The 16,978-nt window shown below is 63.1% G+C and carries 14 protein-coding genes and 1 pseudogene; 10 read left to right on the plus strand and 5 right to left on the minus strand.

Features of this window, described 5'->3' with window-relative positions; translation table 11 throughout:
* Positions 1–89: 89 nt before the first annotated feature.
* From NKH43_RS30410 to NKH43_RS30435, 6 genes are all read left to right on the plus strand, one after another.
* Entirely contained in the window at positions 90–1,178 is a 1,089-nt protein-coding gene (locus tag NKH43_RS30410; RefSeq protein WP_352480894.1) for a citrate synthase/methylcitrate synthase, read from the plus strand.
* Between the two features lie 201 nt (positions 1,179–1,379).
* Complete coding sequence (locus NKH43_RS30415) at positions 1,380–2,162, plus strand: 3-hydroxybutyrate dehydrogenase (RefSeq protein ID WP_023721008.1); 783 nt, start codon at positions 1,380–1,382, stop codon at positions 2,160–2,162.
* A 26-nt stretch (positions 2,163–2,188) separates the two neighbouring features.
* Positions 2,189–3,319 (plus strand): patatin-like phospholipase family protein, encoded by a 1,131-nt coding sequence (locus NKH43_RS30420; RefSeq protein WP_352861293.1) that lies wholly within the window; start codon positions 2,189–2,191, stop codon positions 3,317–3,319.
* Between the two features lie 377 nt (positions 3,320–3,696).
* A complete protein-coding gene (locus tag NKH43_RS30425) occupies positions 3,697–4,908 on the plus strand; it encodes an efflux RND transporter periplasmic adaptor subunit (protein WP_352861281.1) in 1,212 nt (403 codons plus the stop codon).
* A gap of 2 nt (positions 4,909–4,910) precedes the next feature.
* Positions 4,911–8,087: an efflux RND transporter permease subunit gene (locus NKH43_RS30430; protein WP_352861282.1), complete on the plus strand. Its 3,177-nt coding sequence runs from the start codon at positions 4,911–4,913 to the stop codon at positions 8,085–8,087.
* Between the two features lie 99 nt (positions 8,088–8,186).
* Positions 8,187–8,345, plus strand: a complete 159-nt coding sequence (locus NKH43_RS30435; RefSeq protein ID WP_023678456.1) for a DUF3309 family protein — start codon at positions 8,187–8,189, stop codon at positions 8,343–8,345.
* Positions 8,346–8,382: 37 nt separating this feature from the next.
* Here NKH43_RS30435 and NKH43_RS30440 read toward each other — a convergent pair.
* Positions 8,383–9,361: pseudogene (locus tag NKH43_RS30440) on the minus strand (SDR family oxidoreductase).
* A 97-nt stretch (positions 9,362–9,458) separates the two neighbouring features.
* On the opposite strand from NKH43_RS30440, the gene NKH43_RS30445 reads away from it, so the two are divergent.
* The gene (locus NKH43_RS30445; RefSeq protein ID WP_352861286.1) at positions 9,459–10,370 is read left to right on the plus strand and encodes a LysR family transcriptional regulator; all 912 of its coding nucleotides are present in this window, start codon (positions 9,459–9,461) and stop codon (positions 10,368–10,370) included.
* Here NKH43_RS30445 and NKH43_RS30450 read toward each other — a convergent pair.
* The 4 genes from NKH43_RS30450 to NKH43_RS30465 all read right to left on the minus strand — a co-directional run bounded on the left by NKH43_RS30450 (position 10,328) and on the right by NKH43_RS30465 (position 13,437).
* The gene (locus NKH43_RS30450) at positions 10,328–11,509 is read right to left on the minus strand and encodes an MFS transporter (protein ID WP_352861288.1); all 1,182 of its coding nucleotides are present in this window, start codon (positions 11,507–11,509) and stop codon (positions 10,328–10,330) included. The two genes, NKH43_RS30445 and NKH43_RS30450, sit on opposite strands and share 43 nt — an antisense overlap.
* 169 nt (positions 11,510–11,678) lie before the next feature.
* The gene (locus NKH43_RS30455; protein ID WP_352861289.1) at positions 11,679–12,140 is read right to left on the minus strand and encodes a cupin domain-containing protein; all 462 of its coding nucleotides are present in this window, start codon (positions 12,138–12,140) and stop codon (positions 11,679–11,681) included.
* Positions 12,141–12,305: 165 nt separating this feature from the next.
* Positions 12,306–12,614 (minus strand): DUF1244 domain-containing protein, encoded by a 309-nt coding sequence (locus tag NKH43_RS30460; protein WP_023721000.1) that lies wholly within the window; start codon positions 12,612–12,614, stop codon positions 12,306–12,308.
* A 25-nt stretch (positions 12,615–12,639) separates the two neighbouring features.
* Complete coding sequence (locus NKH43_RS30465; protein ID WP_352861291.1) at positions 12,640–13,437, minus strand: N-formylglutamate amidohydrolase; 798 nt, start codon at positions 13,435–13,437, stop codon at positions 12,640–12,642.
* A gap of 286 nt (positions 13,438–13,723) precedes the next feature.
* Here NKH43_RS30465 and NKH43_RS30470 point away from each other — a divergent pair, with 286 nt between their 5' ends.
* The 3 genes from NKH43_RS30470 to NKH43_RS30480 all read left to right on the plus strand — a co-directional run bounded on the left by NKH43_RS30470 (position 13,724) and on the right by NKH43_RS30480 (position 16,895).
* Entirely contained in the window at positions 13,724–14,170 is a 447-nt protein-coding gene (locus NKH43_RS30470; RefSeq protein ID WP_245278666.1) for a DUF1036 domain-containing protein, read from the plus strand.
* Positions 14,167–15,597, plus strand: coding sequence for a pyruvate kinase (pyk, locus tag NKH43_RS30475; RefSeq protein ID WP_352494178.1), 1,431 nt, complete (start codon positions 14,167–14,169; stop codon positions 15,595–15,597). Before NKH43_RS30470 ends, pyk begins: the two co-directional genes overlap by 4 nt.
* Positions 15,598–15,812: 215 nt before the next feature.
* Entirely contained in the window at positions 15,813–16,895 is a 1,083-nt protein-coding gene (locus NKH43_RS30480; protein ID WP_352494179.1) for an NAD(P)H-dependent flavin oxidoreductase, read from the plus strand.
* Positions 16,896–16,978: the final 83 nt, after the last annotated feature.

Genomic DNA, 16,978 nt, shown 5'->3' on the forward strand with positions numbered 1-16,978 from the left:
AAACCTGGCACGTTGATTCGGTTGATCAAGATTGATGGTCCAGCCGCCAACCCTTATCTACGACCCGGAAAGGGTCAAGGAGAAAACCAATGGCGAATGGGCTCGATGATGTGGTGGTGGCAGAAACGGTGCTCTCCGATGTCGACGGTCTTGGCGGCCGCCTGACCATCCGGGGCCATTCGTTGCCGGAACTGGCAGGCCGCTGGAAATACGCCGACGTGGTTCGGCTGCTGTTCGACGGCTCTTTCGACGATCTTCCCGGCGAAAAGGAGCTGGCGAAAGCGATCGGCCGGGCGCGCAGTGAAGTGTTCGAGCGGATCGAACCCTTGCTGCCGTTTCTCGCATCCCTCGATATCTACAGCGCGATGCGCGCCGGCATTGCCCTACTGCCGGACGGCGACAAATTGCCGGACGCGCTCAGGCTGGTTGCGGCACCTGCCGTGCTGACGCCGGCCTTGCTGCGCTTGCAGCGCGGCGAAAGCCCAATTGCGCCTGATCGCAAGGCCGATCATGCCGCCGACATGCTGCGGATGCTGACCGGCATGGCGGCCTCGCCGAAGTTGGCGAAAGCGCTCGATACCTATCTTGTGACGGTTTGCGACCATGGCCTCAACGCATCGACCTTCGCCACGCGCGTGGTCGCCTCGACGCAGGCGGGGCTTACTTCGGCGGTGCTGGCCGGACTCGGAGCGCTCAAGGGGCCGCTGCATGGCGGCGCGCCAGGTCCGGTGATCGAGATGCTGGATGCGATAGAGGCGCATGGCGACGCCGCCATCTGGCTGCGCGACGAGATCGCGCGCGGCCGCCGCATCATGGGCTTCGGGCATCGCATCTACCGTGTGCGCGATCCGCGTGCCGACGTGCTGAAAGCGGTGGTGCGGCAACTCGGCGCCGAGGGCGAAGCCGGCCACCGGCTGGCGTTTGCCGAAAGCGTGGAGCAAGCGGCGCTTGAAGTGCTTCGCATCGCCAAGCCGTCGCGCTCGCTCCAGACCAATGTCGAGTTCTTCACAGCACTTCTGCTGGAGGCCGCGGGCTTTCCGAAAGAGGCGTTCACCAATGTCTTTGCTGCCGGGCGCGTCGCCGGCTGGATCGCCCACGCCCGCGAGCAGCAGACGAGCGGACGGCTGATCCGGCCGCAGTCGCGCTATATCGGGCCGGTGCCGGACCTCGTCGCCTAAGGATTTTCCCCCGCATGCTTTGCGGAAACCGGCCCCGCTACAGCCGGTGCCAGACACTCTCTCGTCAAGGTGAGAGAGGTCCTCATGACAAAAATTTCATGTCATTGCTCCACACATCCGCTGTTCTTGGGTGGCAGAGAGCCTATATGCTGCAGTGCAGCATGGTTCCGCGGGAGCCCGCCTCGAAAGGAATAAGCCGCCTTGACCGCCAGAAAAACCGCCATCGTCACCGGTTCCACCTCGGGCATCGGCCTGGCCATTGCCCACGCGCTCGCGGCCGAAGGCTGCAACATCGTCGTCAATTCCTTTTCCGACACCGCCGACGACCACGCCATCGCCGACGCAATTGCGAAACACCACAAGGTCCAGACCGCCTATGTCAAGGCTGACATGTCGAAGCCGGCCGAGTGCCGGGCTCTGGTCATGAAGGCAGCCGAGACATTCGGCTCGGTCGACATCCTGGTCAACAATGCCGGCATCCAGCATGTCGCGCCGGTGGAAAGCTTCCCGATCGAGAAGTGGGATGCGATCATCGCCATCAACCTGTCATCGGCCTTCCACACCATCGCCGCCGCCATCCCGTTGATGAAACAGGCCGGTGGCGGCCGGATCGTCAACGTCGCCTCGGCCCATGGGCTGGTGGCCTCGCCGTTCAAGTCGGCCTATGTCTCGGCCAAGCACGGCATTATGGGCCTGACCAAGACGGTCGCCCTGGAACTGGCGCGCGACAAGATCACCTGCAATGCCATTTGTCCCGGCTATGTGCTGACGCCGCTGGTCGAGGCGCAGATCCCCGACCAGATGAAGGCCAACAAGATGGACCGCGAGACTGTGGTCCGCGAGGTCATGCTCGAAAAGCAGCCGACCAAGGAGTTCGTCACCGTCGAGCAGGTTGCGGCGGCGGCAGTGTTCCTGTGCTCGGATGCGGCAGCGCAGATCAACGGCACGCACATCTCTGTCGATGGCGGCTGGACCGCTCAGTGAGCCGTCCAGCGGTCAAGGGTCACGCCATGCCGAAAAACGGCAAGGCGGAGGAGCCAAAGAAGATCAACATCGCGCTGCAAGGCGGGGGTTCGCACGGGGCGTTTTCCTGGGGCGTGCTCGATCGGCTGCTCGAGGACGGGCGCCTCGATATAACGGCGGTTTCGGGCACCAGCGCCGGCGCCATGAATGCCGTCGCGCTGGCCGACGGCTTCGTTCGCGGCGGCGTCGAGGGCGCACGGCGGAAACTTGATGATTTCTGGCGTGCGGTGGCGGCAAAGGGCCGCTTCAGCCCAGTGCAGCGCATGCCGTGGGACGTCGCCTGGGGCAATTGGTCGATCGAGAACACGCCCGGCTATTTCCTGTTCGACACGATGTCGCGGGTATTTTCGCCCTATGTCGCAAATCCGCTCGCCATCAATCCGCTGCGCGACGTGGTCGAACGTGAGATCGATTTCGACAATGTGCGCGCCTGCAAGTCGATGGAACTGTTCATTTCCGCTACCAATGTCGAGACCGGCCAGTTGCGGGTCTTCTCGGACGGCGAGATCGACCTCGACACTGTGATGGCGTCGGCCTGCTTGCCGCAATTGTTCCGTGCCGTCGAGATCAAGGGCGTGCCCTATTGGGATGGCGGTTATGGCGGCAACCCGGCACTGTTCCCGTTCTTCAAGACGGCGGCCACCGAGGACGTGCTTTTGGTGCAGATCAATCCGGTGGTCCGCGAGGGAACGCCGAAGAGCGCCAATGAGATCCAGAACCGCATCGACGAGATCACCTTCAATGCCGGGCTGTTGCGCGAATTCCGCTCGATCGCCTTCGTCAAGGAACTGATCGCCGCCGGCCGATTGCCGCACGGCGAATATCGCGACATCCGCATGCACCGCATCGATGCCGACGAAGCGTTCAAGGATCTGTCGGCATCGTCCAAGGTCAATGCCGAATGGGCGTTCCTTGCCTATCTGCGCGACCTCGGCCGCACCGCAGCCAGTGATTGGCTGGAAGAAAATTATGACGCCGTCGGCAAGCGGCCGACGATCGATCTGTCCGGCGAACTCGGCGGCGGCTTGAAGCCGGTGACCGGGCCGGCGCCGGGCCGGCGGGTCAAGGAATTTCTTGCGGCGCGCAAGCAGCCCGAGGCCGCCCGCCGTCCGGCCTAGAACGATTCATCCTTTCGGAAACGCCGAACCGCTCTATCTTTTTTGACGCAATTCCGGACGGAAAACCGTTTCACACTTTTTCTGGAATTGTTCTGGCTCCCCCGCAAAGCAGATGACATCGCAATCTGTCCAATCATCCTGACACTTGCTGCCATACCGCTGTTTTGGCGATCAACAGCCGATGCTGCAGCCGCATCTTTGCGGACAAAGCAACAATCCATCAACTTTTCTGACTATATTGCGATGCAACTTTGAGGTAGAAGCGCGCTTCGCCGATCACGGCAATTTGAATACGGCCTCGCGCGCACCCATATCGGCGACGCGCCCCAAGTAGAAGATGCGGCCTGGCCGAACCCCGCGCACTGGAAAAAATGACGATGCCGAAATTCAGGTTTCACAAGCTTGCAGCCATTGTTGTGCTCATCGGGTTCGCCGGCTGGATGGCGACAGGCGAATTCTCGTCCGTCGGCAGCGCGTCCGCCGACAACAAGCCCAAGGCAGGAGAGGTCGAGCAGCCCAAGGCAGCCGACTCAGGCAAGCCCCAAACTGGCGAACAGGGAGCTGCCAAGCCGGGGACTGCCGAGGCAGAACAGCCCAAGGCGCCGTTGCGCACGGTCGCGGTCATAACCCCGCCGCGGCGTACCTATGCACGCGCTATCCGCATTTCCGGACTGACCGAAGCCGATAAACGCGCCGTCCTGGCGACACGCGTAGCAGGCGTCATCAACAAGCTGCCGGTCAAGCAGGGTCAACACGTCAAGACCGGCGACCTCGTGCTGATGCTTGCCGCCGAGGAAAAAATCTCGGCGGTCGACAATGCCAAACAACTTGTCGTGCAGCGTGAGGCGGAACTGGCTGCGGCCTTGCGGTTGATGAAAACCGGCAATCTGCCGACGCTGCAGCTCGATACGGCCCGCTCCAACCTGTCGCTGGCCAAGTCGCAACTGGACGCCGCGCAAGCCGAGCTCGACCGCAACGAGGTGAAGGCGCCCTTCGACGGTGTCATCGACCGGGTGCCGGTGGAGCTTGGCAGTTCCGTCATGCAGGGCGGCGAGGTGGCGACCATTCTGAAGCTCGATCCGGTGATCGCCCGCGGCGAAGTCAGCGAGCGCGATCTCGGCTATCTGAAGATCGGTGACGAAGCCAATGTGCGCCTGGTCAGTGGCCAGACCGTCAAGGGTACGGTGCGCTACATCAGCCGGGATGCATCTTCGGCAACCCGTACCTTCCGGGTTGAAGTCGCTATCCCCAATGCCGATGGGTCCGTACCGGCCGGCATGACGGCAGAAATTGCGCTCAGCGCCCAGCCGACCGACGCCGTGATGCTGCCGCGATCGGTGGTGACGCTCGGCGACAAGGGCGACCTCGGCATCCGCGCCGTCGACAAGGATGACAAGGTCGTGTTCTTCCCGATCGATCTGGTCGACGACACGCCGACCGGCCTGGTGCTCGGCGGCATTCCGGCCGACGCCCGCATCATCGTCGCTGGCCAGGAGCTGGTGGAGGAAGGCGAAGTGGTCAAGCCGGTCGAGGCCGACCAGGCGACCATTCAAAAGCTGTTGGGCGAAGCGACGACCGGGACGCAGTAATCATGGACATCGTCAAACTTGCAATCAGCAATGCCCGGCTGACCATTGCGGTCCTGGTCTTTCTCATCCTTGCCGGTGCGGTCGCCTACCAGTCGACGCCGAAGGAAGCGGAACCCGACGTTCCGATTCCGATGATGTATGTCAGCCTGATCTATCAGGGCATCTCGCCGGAAGACTCCGAACGCCTCCTGCTGCGGCCGATGGAAGCCAAGCTGAAGAGCCTGAAGGGCCTCAAGGAGATGCGCTCGGCCGCCTTCCAGGGCGGCGGTTATGTGCTGGTCGAATTCCAGCCACAGACGGATCTCGCCACTGCGCTGCAGGACACGCGCAGCAAGGTGCAGGACGGCAAGGCCGACCTGCCGCAAGCGGCTGAGGAGCCCGTGGTCTCCGAGGTCAACATCTCCGAGTTCCCCGTCCTGGTCGTGACGCTGTCGGGCGAGGTGCCCGAGCGCGTGCTGACGGCGGCGGCGCGCGAGCTGCGCGACCGCATCGAGGAAGTGCCTGGCGTGCTCGAGGGCTCATTGCAGGGTGCGCGCGACGACCTCGTCGAAGTGGTCATCGATCCGATGAAACTTTCGTCCTACGGGCTGCAGCTCGACCAGTTGATCGGTGCGGTCGGCGCTTCCAACAGTCTTGTCGCCGCCGGCAACATCGAAGGATCCGAGGGCAAATACGCAGTCAAGGTGCCCTCGCTTATCGAGACACCAGAAGATGTGGCGGCGCTTCCGGTCGTCGCCGGCCCCAATGCGGTGGTGCAGGCCAAGGACATTGCCACCATCCGCTCCACATTCAAGGACGCCGAGACGGTCACCCGCCTCGACGGCAAGCCGGCGATCGCCATCGAGGTGAAGAAGCGCATCGGCTCCAACGTGATCGATACGATTGGCAAGGTCAGGGAGGTGTCCGACGCCTTCATCAAGACGATGCCGGAGGGCATGCACGTCACCTACACGCAAGACAAGTCCGTCTTCGTGAACCAGTTGCTCGGCGACCTGCAAAACCACGTGATGATCGCCGTCATCCTGGTGTTCATCGTCATTCTCTACGCGCTGTCTGGCCGTGCCTCGCTGCTGATCGGATTGGCCATCCCCTCGTCCTTCCTGATCGGCATCCTGTTGCTGGCAATGATGGGCTACACGATCAACATGATCGTGCTGTTCAGCCTCATCCTGGCGGTCGGCATGCTGGTCGACGACGCCATCATCGTCACCGAATTCGCCGAGCGCCGCATGAGCGAGGGCATGCCGAAGGAGCAAGCGTTCGCGCTTGCCGCCAAGCGCATGGCCGGCCCGGTCATCGCGGCGACGATGACGCGCATTGCCGCCTTCTCGCCGCTGTTGTTCTGGCCGGGCATTATCGGCGACTTCATGAAATACATGCCGATCACGCTGATCGTGACGCTCTCGGCCTCGATGCTCTATGCGCTGGTCTTCGCGCCGACGCTGGGCGCGATATTTGCCAAGGCGCCCGCCCATCACCCCGACGACAATCGCGACGGCTGGTACATGGCCGTGGTCAAACAGGCGGTGCATTATCCCATCACCGTGCTTGTCCTCACTGTGGCGCTGTTGTTCGGCGTCGGCTACGCCTATTCGAAATTCGGCGCCGGCGTCGAATTCTTCCCGAATGTCGAGCCTGACTACGGCCTGCTCTATGTCCACGCCCGCGGCAATCTTTCGCTTGCCGAAATGGACGCGGCCACCAAGACCGCGGAAAATCGGCTGCTCGGTTGGCCGGGCGTGAAGTCTGTCTATACCCGTGTCGGCAAGACGCAGGGCGGCGGCCAGGATGTTCCGGAAGACGTGGTTGGCGTGATCCAGTACGAATTCGTCGACTGGCGCGAGCGTAAATCGGCGAACTCAATCCTGGACGAACTGCGCGGCGTTATGGCCGGCATTCCCGGTGTCGACGTCGAGGTTCGCGTGCCGGAAGCCGGCCCGCCTACCGGCAAGCCGATCCAGATCAGGCTTTCGGCCGTAGATCCGAAGGGCCTTGACGACAAGGCCCGCGCCGTCGCCGCGCGCATTGCCAAGGTGCCCGGCGTCATCGATATTTCCGACGGTCTGGCGCCGCCCGGCGTCGACTGGGCGCTTGAGGTAGATCGCGCCAAGGCGGCGCAGTACGGCATCAGCCCAACCGCGGTCGGGACGGTGGTGCAATTGGTGACCAACGGGCTGAAGCTCAGCGAGTACCGGCCCGCCGGCGCCGATGATGCGGTCGACATCAGACTGCGTCTGCCCGAGGATCGGCGCACGCTGTCGACGCTCGACGAACTCAGGGTGCAGACCGCGCAAGGCTCGGTGCCGATCTCGAACTTCGTTGTGCGCAAGCCGGAGCCGACGGTCGGTATCCTCAACCGCATCGACGGCGCGCGAACGGTGGTCGTCCAGGCCAACGTCGCTGCCGGCGCCCAGGTGGCTGCCGTCCAGCAGGAGGTCACCAAAGCTGTCGCCGACATGAACCTCGGCAGCGGCATTCGCTGGAAGCTTGCCGGTTCCAATGAGGACAGCGCGGAGGCCGGGGCCTTCCTCAGCAAAGCCTTCGGTGCCGCGATCTTCCTGATCTTCATCGTGCTTCTGGCGCAGTTCAACAAGTTCACCAGCGTCTGGCTGGTGCTGTCCTGCGTGGTCATGGCGACGATCGGCGTGTTCCTAGGGCTGCTGCTGACGGGAGAGGCATTCGGCATCGTCATGTCGGGCATCGGTGTCATCGCGCTGGCCGGCGTGGTGGTGAACAACAACATCGTGCTGATCGACACCTATGACCGGTTGCGCGAAGAGGGCTGGGACAAATACGAAGCCGTTCTGCAGACCTGCCGCGAACGTGCCCGCCCGGTGGTGCTGACGGCGGTGTCGGCGATCCTCGGCGTGCTGCCGATCGCTTTCGGCCTCGGCCTCGAAATCTTCCATCACGAGACGACGATCAACGCGCCGTCGACGCAATGGTGGATTTCGCTGTCGTCGGCGATCGTCTTCGGCCTGTCCTTCGCCACCGTGCTGACGCTGGTGGTGACGCCGTCAATGCTGATGGTGTTCACCCGCGCCAAGGTAAAACCCGGTGCGCGTCGGGGCTGGTTCAGTCGCGTGTTGGGGCGCGGCAAGGCCGAGATCTCGTCGGAAGGCCTGGAGGCCGATCTGGGCGCCGAACCGGCGATCGCCTTCCCGAAGGCCGCCGAATAGAGGCTGAATCGCCGTTCTGATCAAGCAAAGGCCGCCCGGGAACAATGGGCGGCCTTCTGCATTGTTCCGTCATTGCAACCTCAAAGCGAGGATTTTCTGATGACGATAAGCACCATTCTCATCATTATCCTTATTCTTATCCTGATCGGCGCGGTTCCGGCGTGGCCGCATTCGCGGTCCTGGGGTTACGGACCATCCGGCATCGTCGGCGTCATCCTGATCGTCGTCCTGGTGCTGCTGTTGATGGGCCGGATCTGACCGCAATCATTGGTCCCCGACAAGCGGCGGATGACCGTCAGGCCATCCGCCTTTTTTCAGATTGCTTCTGCGCTGCCTTCACCGTGGCGATACCGATTGTCTTCAAGCGCTTCCGACACTGCATTTTCCAGCGGCGTGTGGGGGATCGCACCGATAATGCCTTCAAGCCTGCCTGAAACCAGCCGGTGCGGCTCGAAGCGGAGATAGGACATCGAAACGATCTCGCGCCACATCGCCACAAATGGGCTGCCGGCACGCAGCACCCACCACGGCATCGACGTCAGTTTCAACGTGCGCCCGAGCGCCTTCTCAGCGGCCGCCTTGATCTCCAGATCGGTCACCGCATGGCCGGGAAAGTTCAGCGCCTCGTAGGAGCCGAGCTTGTCGAGATTGTCGGCCAGTCCGACGAAAGCCTTGGCCAGGTCGGGCAGATAGGCCCATTCATGCACGAGATCGACCGGCCCTGGGGCGGTATAGACGCCCTTGGTCATCTTGGCGGCAACGACCAGATCGAACCACGATCCGCTGCCGGTGCCGCCGAAGAAGTCACCGGCGCGCAGCAGGATGGTGCGCACCCGACCCGCGTCGGCCTCGCGGCGAAACAGGTCTTCCATGGCAACGCGGATGCGGCCCTTTTCCGTCGTCGGACGAAACGGCGTGTCCTCGGCGATCACCGCGGGCATCGGCGAGCCGTAATTGTAGACGGTGCCCGGGAAGAGATGCAGTGCGCCATTCGCCCGGCAGGCAGCCATCACATTCTCGGCCATCGGCAGGCATTTGCTCCAGTCGGTGTAGAGCGGGTTGAGGCCGTTGAAAATGATATCGACGCCTTCGGTCGCGCGGATCAGCGCAGCACGGTCGAGCGCGTCGCCAGCGATCGCCGTGGCGCCTTTGAGTTCCGCCGGCACCTTGCCGCTGCGGGTGACGGCACGGACATCGTAGCCGGCATTAATGAAGGCCTTGGCCACCGTGCGGCCGAGCCGGCCATTGGCGCCGAGAATTGCGATCTTGGTCATTGTTTGTCTCCATGTTTGCGTATGACCCAATATGATATGATCTCCTCGCAAACGAATGGAAATTGACGAAAGCTGGCGGTCTGATATTCGATTTTGAATGGATATAGACTGGAACCTGATCAAGAGTTTCGTCACGGTGGCGGAGACCGGGAGCCTGTCGGCCGCCGCGCGAAAGCTTGCCGCAAGCCAGCCGACACTCGGCCGCCACATCGCCGAGCTGGAGCAGGCGCTCGGCGTCACCTTGTTCCGGCGCGGGCGGCGCGGCTATGCGCTCACGGAAGCGGGCAGCACGCTTTTTGAACGGGGCCGCGCGGTGAGCGAGCAGGCGAGCGCATTTTCGCTGCTGGCCCTGGGATCGGTCGAAGCGATCGAGGGCACGGTGCGCATTGCCGCCAGCGAGGTGGTGGCGGCCTATGTGCTACCCGAGATGACGGCGCGGCTTGCCGTCGAGGAACCCGGCATCGAGGTTGAGATCGTCGCTTCGAACCAGGTCGAGAATCTGCTGCGTCGCGACGCCGACATTGCCATCCGCATGGTCAAGCCGGCGCAGAATGAACTGGTCGCGCGCAAGGTGACCGATATTCCGCTCCGCGCCTGCGCGGCAAAATCCTATCTCGACCGGCGTGGCCGTCCGCGCGAGGCCCGCGATCTTGCCGAGCACGATCTGGTCGGCTTCGATCGCAGCGATGAAATCATTCGCGGCTTCGCTCAATTCGGCGTCGCGCTCACCCGCAATGCCTTCCGCTTCAGGACCGACAATCAGATCGTGCTTTGGGAAGCGGTGCGGACGGGAAACGGCATCGGCTTTGGCCAGCAGCCGCTGGCCGAGCGCGATGCACTGGTGGAAATCGTGCTGCCGGACCTCCCGCTGCCGACGCTGCCGGTGTGGCTGGCCATGCACCGCGACGTGCGTACCAGCGTGCGCATCCGCCGCGTGGCGGATTTCCTCTACGAAGAGTTGAAGCGCTATTCAGCCGGTGCTGCCTCGGCAGCGAATTCGGCACGGTGAGCGAGGCCAGCCATCACCAACACGACGATCAGTAGCCCAGAGAGAGCGACGAAGATCGGGCCGAAGCTCGAGTGTTCGGCGATGAAGCCGATCGCCGAAGGCGCCACCAGGATGCCTGAGTAACCCATTGTGGTGACGACGCTCATGCCGGTGCCGGGCGCCATGCCCTCCTGGTTGCCGCCGGCCGAAAAGATGATCGGCACCATATTGGCAATACCCAGGCCGCAAAAGGCAAAGGCGGCAATGGCCAGCCACGGCGAGGGAGCCAGCCCGGCCACCAGCATGCCGGCTGCAGCGGCAAGCGCCGACGCGCGCAACGTCGTAACGGCACCGAAACGGTTGCGGACGCCATCGCCGAGAAAGCGCATGACGGCCATGACGCCGGAAAAGGCGGCATAGGCCAGGCCTGCGATAGCAAGATCGGCGCCGAGCTCCTGCCTGAGATACAGCGCTGCCCAGTCGAGCACCGCGCCTTCGGAGATCATCGTCAGCAGCGCCATCAGCCCGACCAGATAGACAAGCGGGTTTGCCGGCAGGGCGAATTTGTGATGCTCGGCGACCGGACGCTTGTCCTCGGCGATCAGGTAGCGGATCGCTACCGCGATGACAGCAAAGGCAAGCGCCGTCACCATCGTCGCATGCGCGAGATGACCATAGTTCTGGATGGCGAAACCGCCCAAAGCGCCGCCTGTGAAACCGCCAAGGCTCCAGAAACCGTGCGAGGACGACATGATGGCGCGGGACAGCCGCCGTTCCACCGCCACCGCATTGGCATTCATGGCGACGTCCATGCCGCCGATCGAACCGCCGAAGATGAACATGGCGATGGCCGCCAGGGGCACATTGGGGGCCAGAGCCACCATCAAAAGACCGAAGCTGCCGGCAAGTCCGAACCAGCGCAGCACGGTGCGCGAGCCATGCTTCGAGATCAGATGGCCGCACCAGGTCATGGCGGTGACGGCGCCGGCGCCGAACAACAGGATCAGCAGGCCGAGCGTGAATTTGCTGATGTCCAGCCGGGTCAGGAACACCGGGATCTGCGGCGCCCAGCTGCCGGTCAGGAAGCCGTTGGCGAGGAAGATGCCGGCCACGGCCCAGCGTCCACGAATCGCGATTTGCGTGATTTTCTGCGCGTCCATCGGGTAGAATCCGGTCCGGAAATGGCTTTGCGCGGCAAATTAGATCGATTCAATTCACAGTCAAGCGCTCTTCGCCGAAAGTGCTTGGACCAGACGGCGCCACAAGGCGCCGGTGGACGCTACGTCCTCTCGTGTCGGCCAACCACCTCGGTGGTCCACTCCAAAATCTCTACGGCTCGGGATAAGGCGCGCCATCCTTGTGCACAAACCGGCCGTCGGCGTTGGTGCTCATCATGTCGATGTCGGAGCAGGTGGTTACGTCGGCGGGCCAACGCGAACCAACTTCGAGATAGATCGCAACTGCGCCCGATTTGTTGATCATGTGATGGCCGTTGCCGGAGCCTTTCGGAAAGGCCGCGCAATCACCCGCGCGCAGCACCGTCTCGCCGGCATCTTCGACGAGCGTCAGCTCGCCTTCGAGCACGTAGACGAACTCGTCTTCGTGCGAATGCCAGTGGCGCTGGCTCGACCAGTTGCCCGGCGGCAGGCGCATGAGATTGATGCCGAAGTCGGTGAGCCCGCCGGCGTTGCCCAGCCGCTGCCGCACGCGTTTGGCACAGGGTGCATCGAACGGAGGTGGATAGGATGAGCCCTTGCGTCCGGGTACGTCGGCGACGTCGATCTTAGGCACGGCAGTCCTCCCATTTGGGGCAAAAACCATTCGTGAAGGTCGTTCAGTGCGATGGATTGTGACCCTGGAACGGTTCATCGTTTCACGGAAACGCCGAACCGTTCCATCCTTTTGTCTTGACGCAATTCCGGACGGAAAACCGTTCACACTTTTCCTGGAATTGCTCTAGTGGTCCCTGGGGCGTCTTGCCTCGAACTCGGCCTTCTTGGCATCGGAGGCCTCGATCTGGTTCAGTGCCTGCCACTCGGCATAGGCCATGCCGTAGATGATCTCGCGCGACTGGTCCTTGCTGAGTTCGACACCCTCGGCTTGCGCCGCATCGCGGTACCAGTTGGACAGGCAGTTGCGGCAGAAGCCGGCGAGGTTCATCAGGTCGATGTTCTGCACGTCGGAACGCTCGCGCAGATGCGCGACCAGCCGGCGGAAGGCAGCGGCTTCGAAATCGCGCTTTTGTACGTCGCTGAGTTCGGTCATGGCTTGTTGGCCTCCTTGGCCTCCATCATGCCGGCCCGGTGCGCGAGCCGAATATTTTCACTGCATGTATATCGGCACGTCGATCTATCGCGTCAACGATCGGCGCCAGCCGTTCGGCCCAGGCGAGCGCACCCTTCCGGTCGGCGATCAGGTCCTGGCGGATCTCGATAAGCGCATGGGCAAAGCCGTTGACGATAGCGTGCCTGAACATGGTATCGCCGCGCAGTGCGCCGTCATAGGGTTCGTTGTCGCCGACGACGAGGCTCTTGTCCTCGGCGAGCATGTCGATCAGCGGCCGCGCAACGCGATCGTCGAGATCCCATAATATGCCGACATGCCACGGCCGCACGAAGCCCTGCATGGTCGGTGTGAAGGAATGCACCGAAAAAATGAAGGGCGCCTGCGCCGACGCTTGCGCCACCGAGACGATCATGGCGCCGACGGCGTCATGATAGGGGCGGTAAAAGCGATCCAGCCGTCTTTCGCGTTCCTCCGGCGCCATGGGATAATTTCCCGGGATGACGGTGCCGTCATAGAGCTGGCGAATCAGCGTTGGATCGCCCTCGCCGCGATTGGGGTCGATCAGCAGTCGCGAAAAATTGGCAAGCACCGCCGGAAGGCCGAGCAGACTTGCGAGTTCGCGGGTTACAGTCTCGACGCCGATGTCGTAGGCGATGTGGCGGTCGAACTCCGCCGCGGGCAGGCCGAGGCTGCCATACTCCTCCGGCAGGTCGCGGCGGGCGTGATCGGCCAAAAGCACCATGCCGCGCTTGCGGTCGCCTTCGACGATGTCGAAAGGCGCGAAAACTGTGGATCGGGTCATTGGTGGGAAAGGTCTGTTCGCTGGCTTCAGGGGAGGGTGGTATCGTCATTCCACGAAGGGAACGCTTGCGCAATGCCGTTGTTTGGCCACGGTTTCTGCCAAAAAACTGAGCAGGGGCGACCGCAAGCGCGTCAGAGCCTTCTAAATCGATTGGAATTGGATAGATCGGCGCGTTGACATGCGTACGGACTTTTCCGAAAAGGGGCGTTGAGAGATGCAAATGTGGTTCTTGAGGGGTTTCAGGATGGGTTTCGCCGGCAGGCTGCGTGTGCGCCATGCCTTGGCCATGCCGCTCCTGATACCGGCCATGGGCCTTTTTGTGGTGATTTCGGCCTCGCCGGCACGCGCCGATTTCCGCGTCTGCAATGCCACGCAGAACTTGGTCGGCGTCGGCATCGGCTATCGCGCCAAAGCCGGCTGGATCACCGAAGGCTGGTGGCACATCGAAGGATCGAGCTGCAAGACGCTGATCGAGGGACCGTTGTCATCAAGGTTTTACTATCTTTATGCAGAAGACGCCGAGCGCGGCGGACGCTGGGATGGCCCGATCAACATGTGCGTGGCCGAAAAAGAGTTCAAGATCGCCGGCGTTACCGATTGCGTCGCCCGAGGCTTTCAGCGCGCCGGATTCCAGGAATATGACACGGGCGAGCAGGCAAGCTGGATGGTCCAGCTGACTGACGAGCCCGCAACGGATGGCGCTCCAGCCGCCCCGGGAACAAACAGTCAATGAGACGCAGCCGCAAGGTCAAGATCCTCGCCACCATCGGTCCGGCCTCCTCGTCCGAGGAGATGCTGAAGAAGCTGTTCGAAGCCGGCGCCGACGTGTTCCGCATCAATATGAGCCATACCGATCATGAATTGATGCGGACGCTCGTCGGCCGCATTCGTGCCGTCGAGGAGGCGGTCGGCCGGCCGATCGGCGTTCTCGCCGACCTGCAAGGGCCAAAGCTGCGCGTCGGCAAATTCGCCAACGGCAAAGAGGTGCTGACCGTCGGCCAGACCTTCACGCTCGACGACAATCCCGAGCCCGGCAATTCGACGAGGGTCTACCTGCCGCATCCCGAAATCCTGCGTTCGGTCGAGGCTGGTCATCGCCTGCTGATCGACGACGGCAAGCTCGAGCTCAAGGCGGTCAGCAGCAACGGCAAGGCGATTGTCTGCACCGTCGTCGCCGGCACGATCATTTCCGACAAGAAGGGCGTCAGCCTGCCCGACACCGACCTGCCGGTCGGAGCGCTGACGGAAAAGGACCGCCGGGATCTCGACGCGGTTCTGGCGACCGGCGTCGACTGGGTGGCACTGTCCTTCGTGCAGCGGCCCGAGGACCTGGCCGAAGCACGCAAGATCGCACGCGGCCGGGCGCTGATCATGGCCAAGATCGAAAAGCCGCAGGCCGTCGCCCGGCTGGCCGAGATCATTGAACTTTCGGATGCGCTGATGGTTGCCCGCGGCGATCTCGGCGTCGAGATGCCGCTCGAAGCCGTGCCTGGCATCCAGAAGCAGATCACTCGCGCCGCGCGCCGTGCCGGCAAGCCGGTGGTGGTCGCCACGCAGATGCTGGAATCGATGATCACCGCGCCGGTGCCGACACGCGCCGAGGTGTCGGACGTTTCGATCGCCGTGTTTGAAGGCGCCGACGCGATAATGCTTTCGGCGGAGTCCGCCGCCGGCGCCTATCCGGTCGAGGCGGTGGCGATGATGAACCGGATCGCCACCAAGGTCGAAACCGACCCGACCTATGCCGGCATCATCAACGCGCAGCGCTCGGAACCGGAAGCGACGGGAGCCGACGCCATCTCGCTCGCCGCCCGCGAAATAGCCGAGACGCTTAAGCTGTCGGCGATCATCACCTATACCGCGTCCGGCACAACCGGCTTGCGCGCCGCGCGCGAGCGGCCGCAAGTGCCGATCGTGGCGCTGTCGCCGATCCTCAACACGGCGCGGCGGCTGTCGCTGCTGTGGGGCACGCATTGCGTCGTTTCTCCCGATGCCATCGACCTCGACGACATGGTCGATCGCGCCTGCCGCATCGCTTTGGACGAAGGCTTCGGCAAGCCCGGCGACCGCGTCATCATCACGGCCGGCGTGCCGCTGAGGACGCCGGGCTCGACCAACATGCTGCGCATCGCCTATGTCGGATCGGAAGTCGGCCGCTAATGTCGGCTGCGGCTGCCGGATGGGCCGGCTGCATGGCGCGTCGTAAACGCGGCGCCAGCCCGGCGCATCGACCGCAGTCGGGTTAGGATCGACGCCGAACTCCGCCAGCTTGCATCAGCCTGTGGCCGGCCGTGAAGCGGTTCGAAGGCCCTATCCGACTTGAGCTGGAAGTCAGTTAAGGTAATCTCTCCTGGGAGAAAGAGGAGGGTGATCCAATGTGGATGCGCACTGATCTTCTGGAACTCCTCGGCATTGAACACCCGATAATCCAGGCGCCGATGAGCGGCATCACCACGCCGGAACTCGCGGCGGCAGTCAGCAATGCCGGGGCGCTTGGCTCGCTCGGATGCGGCATTCTGCCTGCGGCGGCTATCCGCGAGCAGCTCACGGCGACACAGCACGCCACCAATCGTCCGATCAACGTCAACTTCTTTGCGCACCCGGCGCCGGCACGCGATGATGCGGCAGCTCAAAGTATGCGAGACCGCCTTCGCGGCTGCTATGAGGAGGTCGGCCTCGGACCGGTGCCCGAGCCGGGCGAACCCTTCCCCACCTTCGATCGTGAGCGTCTCGAAATTGTGCTCGAGCTTCGCCCGAAGGTGGTCAGCTTCCACTTCGGCCTACCCGACACCGCAATTGTGCAGCAGTTGAAAGCCGGCGGCTGTATTGTCCTGTGTTCGGCTACCACCGTCTCGGAAGCGCGCCAGCTTGAGGCAGGAGGGGTGGACGCCATTATCGCGCAGGGATACGAGGCGGGTGGGCATCGCGGCACATTCACTGGCGACCCTGCTATCGGCACAGCCGGCACTATGGCCCTCGTACCACAGATTGTTGATGCCGTGCGGGTGCCTGTAATTGCTGCCGGCGGTATCTTCGACGGTCGCGGCATTGCTGCCAGCTTTGCACTTGGTGCATCTGGTGTGCAGATCGGCACGGCTTTCCTGGCCTGTCCTGAAGCCAATGTGCAGCCAGTCTATCGCGTAGCATTGCGCTCGGCCAACGACGAGAGCACGTCGGTGACTCGCTGCTTCACTGGCCGCCCAGCGCGCGTGGTGCGCAACCGGTTTGTGATGGAAATGGCTGGTGAGGAAGATGCTGCGCTGGCGTTTCCGCTACAGGCGAGTCTGGTCATGCCGCTTTCAATGGCAAAGGATGAAAGCAAGCGGGCTGACTTCTTGCCTATTTGGGCCGGGCAGGGCGTTGCGAAGCTGCGGGAGATGCCGGCCGCCGCCCTTGTGGAGAAACTCGTCACGGAAGCAAGCGGCATAGATCGGGCCGATAGGGGAGTAGGGGAGTAGGGGAGTAGGGGAGTAGGGGAGTAGGGGAGTAGGGGATTAGGGGATTAGGGGAGTAGGGGAGTAGGGGAGTAGGGGAGTAGGGG

The sequence above is a fragment of the Mesorhizobium sp. M1163 genome (genome assembly GCF_040318415.1).
Taxonomy (GTDB): domain Bacteria; phylum Pseudomonadota; class Alphaproteobacteria; order Rhizobiales; family Rhizobiaceae; genus Mesorhizobium.

Coding starts and splice junctions, on each gene's coding strand:
- NKH43_RS30410 (WP_352480894.1), top strand. CDS start 90: ATGGCGAATGGGCTCGATGATGTGGTGGTGGCAGAAACGGTGCTCTCC.
- NKH43_RS30420 (WP_352861293.1), top strand. CDS start 2,189: ATGCCGAAAAACGGCAAGGCGGAGGAGCCAAAGAAGATCAACATCGCG.
- NKH43_RS30425 (WP_352861281.1), top strand. CDS start 3,697: ATGCCGAAATTCAGGTTTCACAAGCTTGCAGCCATTGTTGTGCTCATC.
- NKH43_RS30430 (WP_352861282.1), top strand. CDS start 4,911: ATGGACATCGTCAAACTTGCAATCAGCAATGCCCGGCTGACCATTGCG.
- NKH43_RS30435 (WP_023678456.1), top strand. CDS start 8,187: ATGACGATAAGCACCATTCTCATCATTATCCTTATTCTTATCCTGATC.
- NKH43_RS30445 (WP_352861286.1), top strand. CDS start 9,459: ATGGATATAGACTGGAACCTGATCAAGAGTTTCGTCACGGTGGCGGAG.
- NKH43_RS30450 (WP_352861288.1), bottom strand. CDS start 11,509: ATGGACGCGCAGAAAATCACGCAAATCGCGATTCGTGGACGCTGGGCC.
- NKH43_RS30460 (WP_023721000.1), bottom strand. CDS start 12,614: ATGACCGAACTCAGCGACGTACAAAAGCGCGATTTCGAAGCCGCTGCC.
- NKH43_RS30465 (WP_352861291.1), bottom strand. CDS start 13,437: ATGACCCGATCCACAGTTTTCGCGCCTTTCGACATCGTCGAAGGCGAC.
- NKH43_RS30470 (WP_245278666.1), top strand. CDS start 13,724: ATGCCGCTCCTGATACCGGCCATGGGCCTTTTTGTGGTGATTTCGGCC.
- pyk (WP_352494178.1), top strand. CDS start 14,167: ATGAGACGCAGCCGCAAGGTCAAGATCCTCGCCACCATCGGTCCGGCC.
- NKH43_RS30480 (WP_352494179.1), top strand. CDS start 15,813: ATGTGGATGCGCACTGATCTTCTGGAACTCCTCGGCATTGAACACCCG.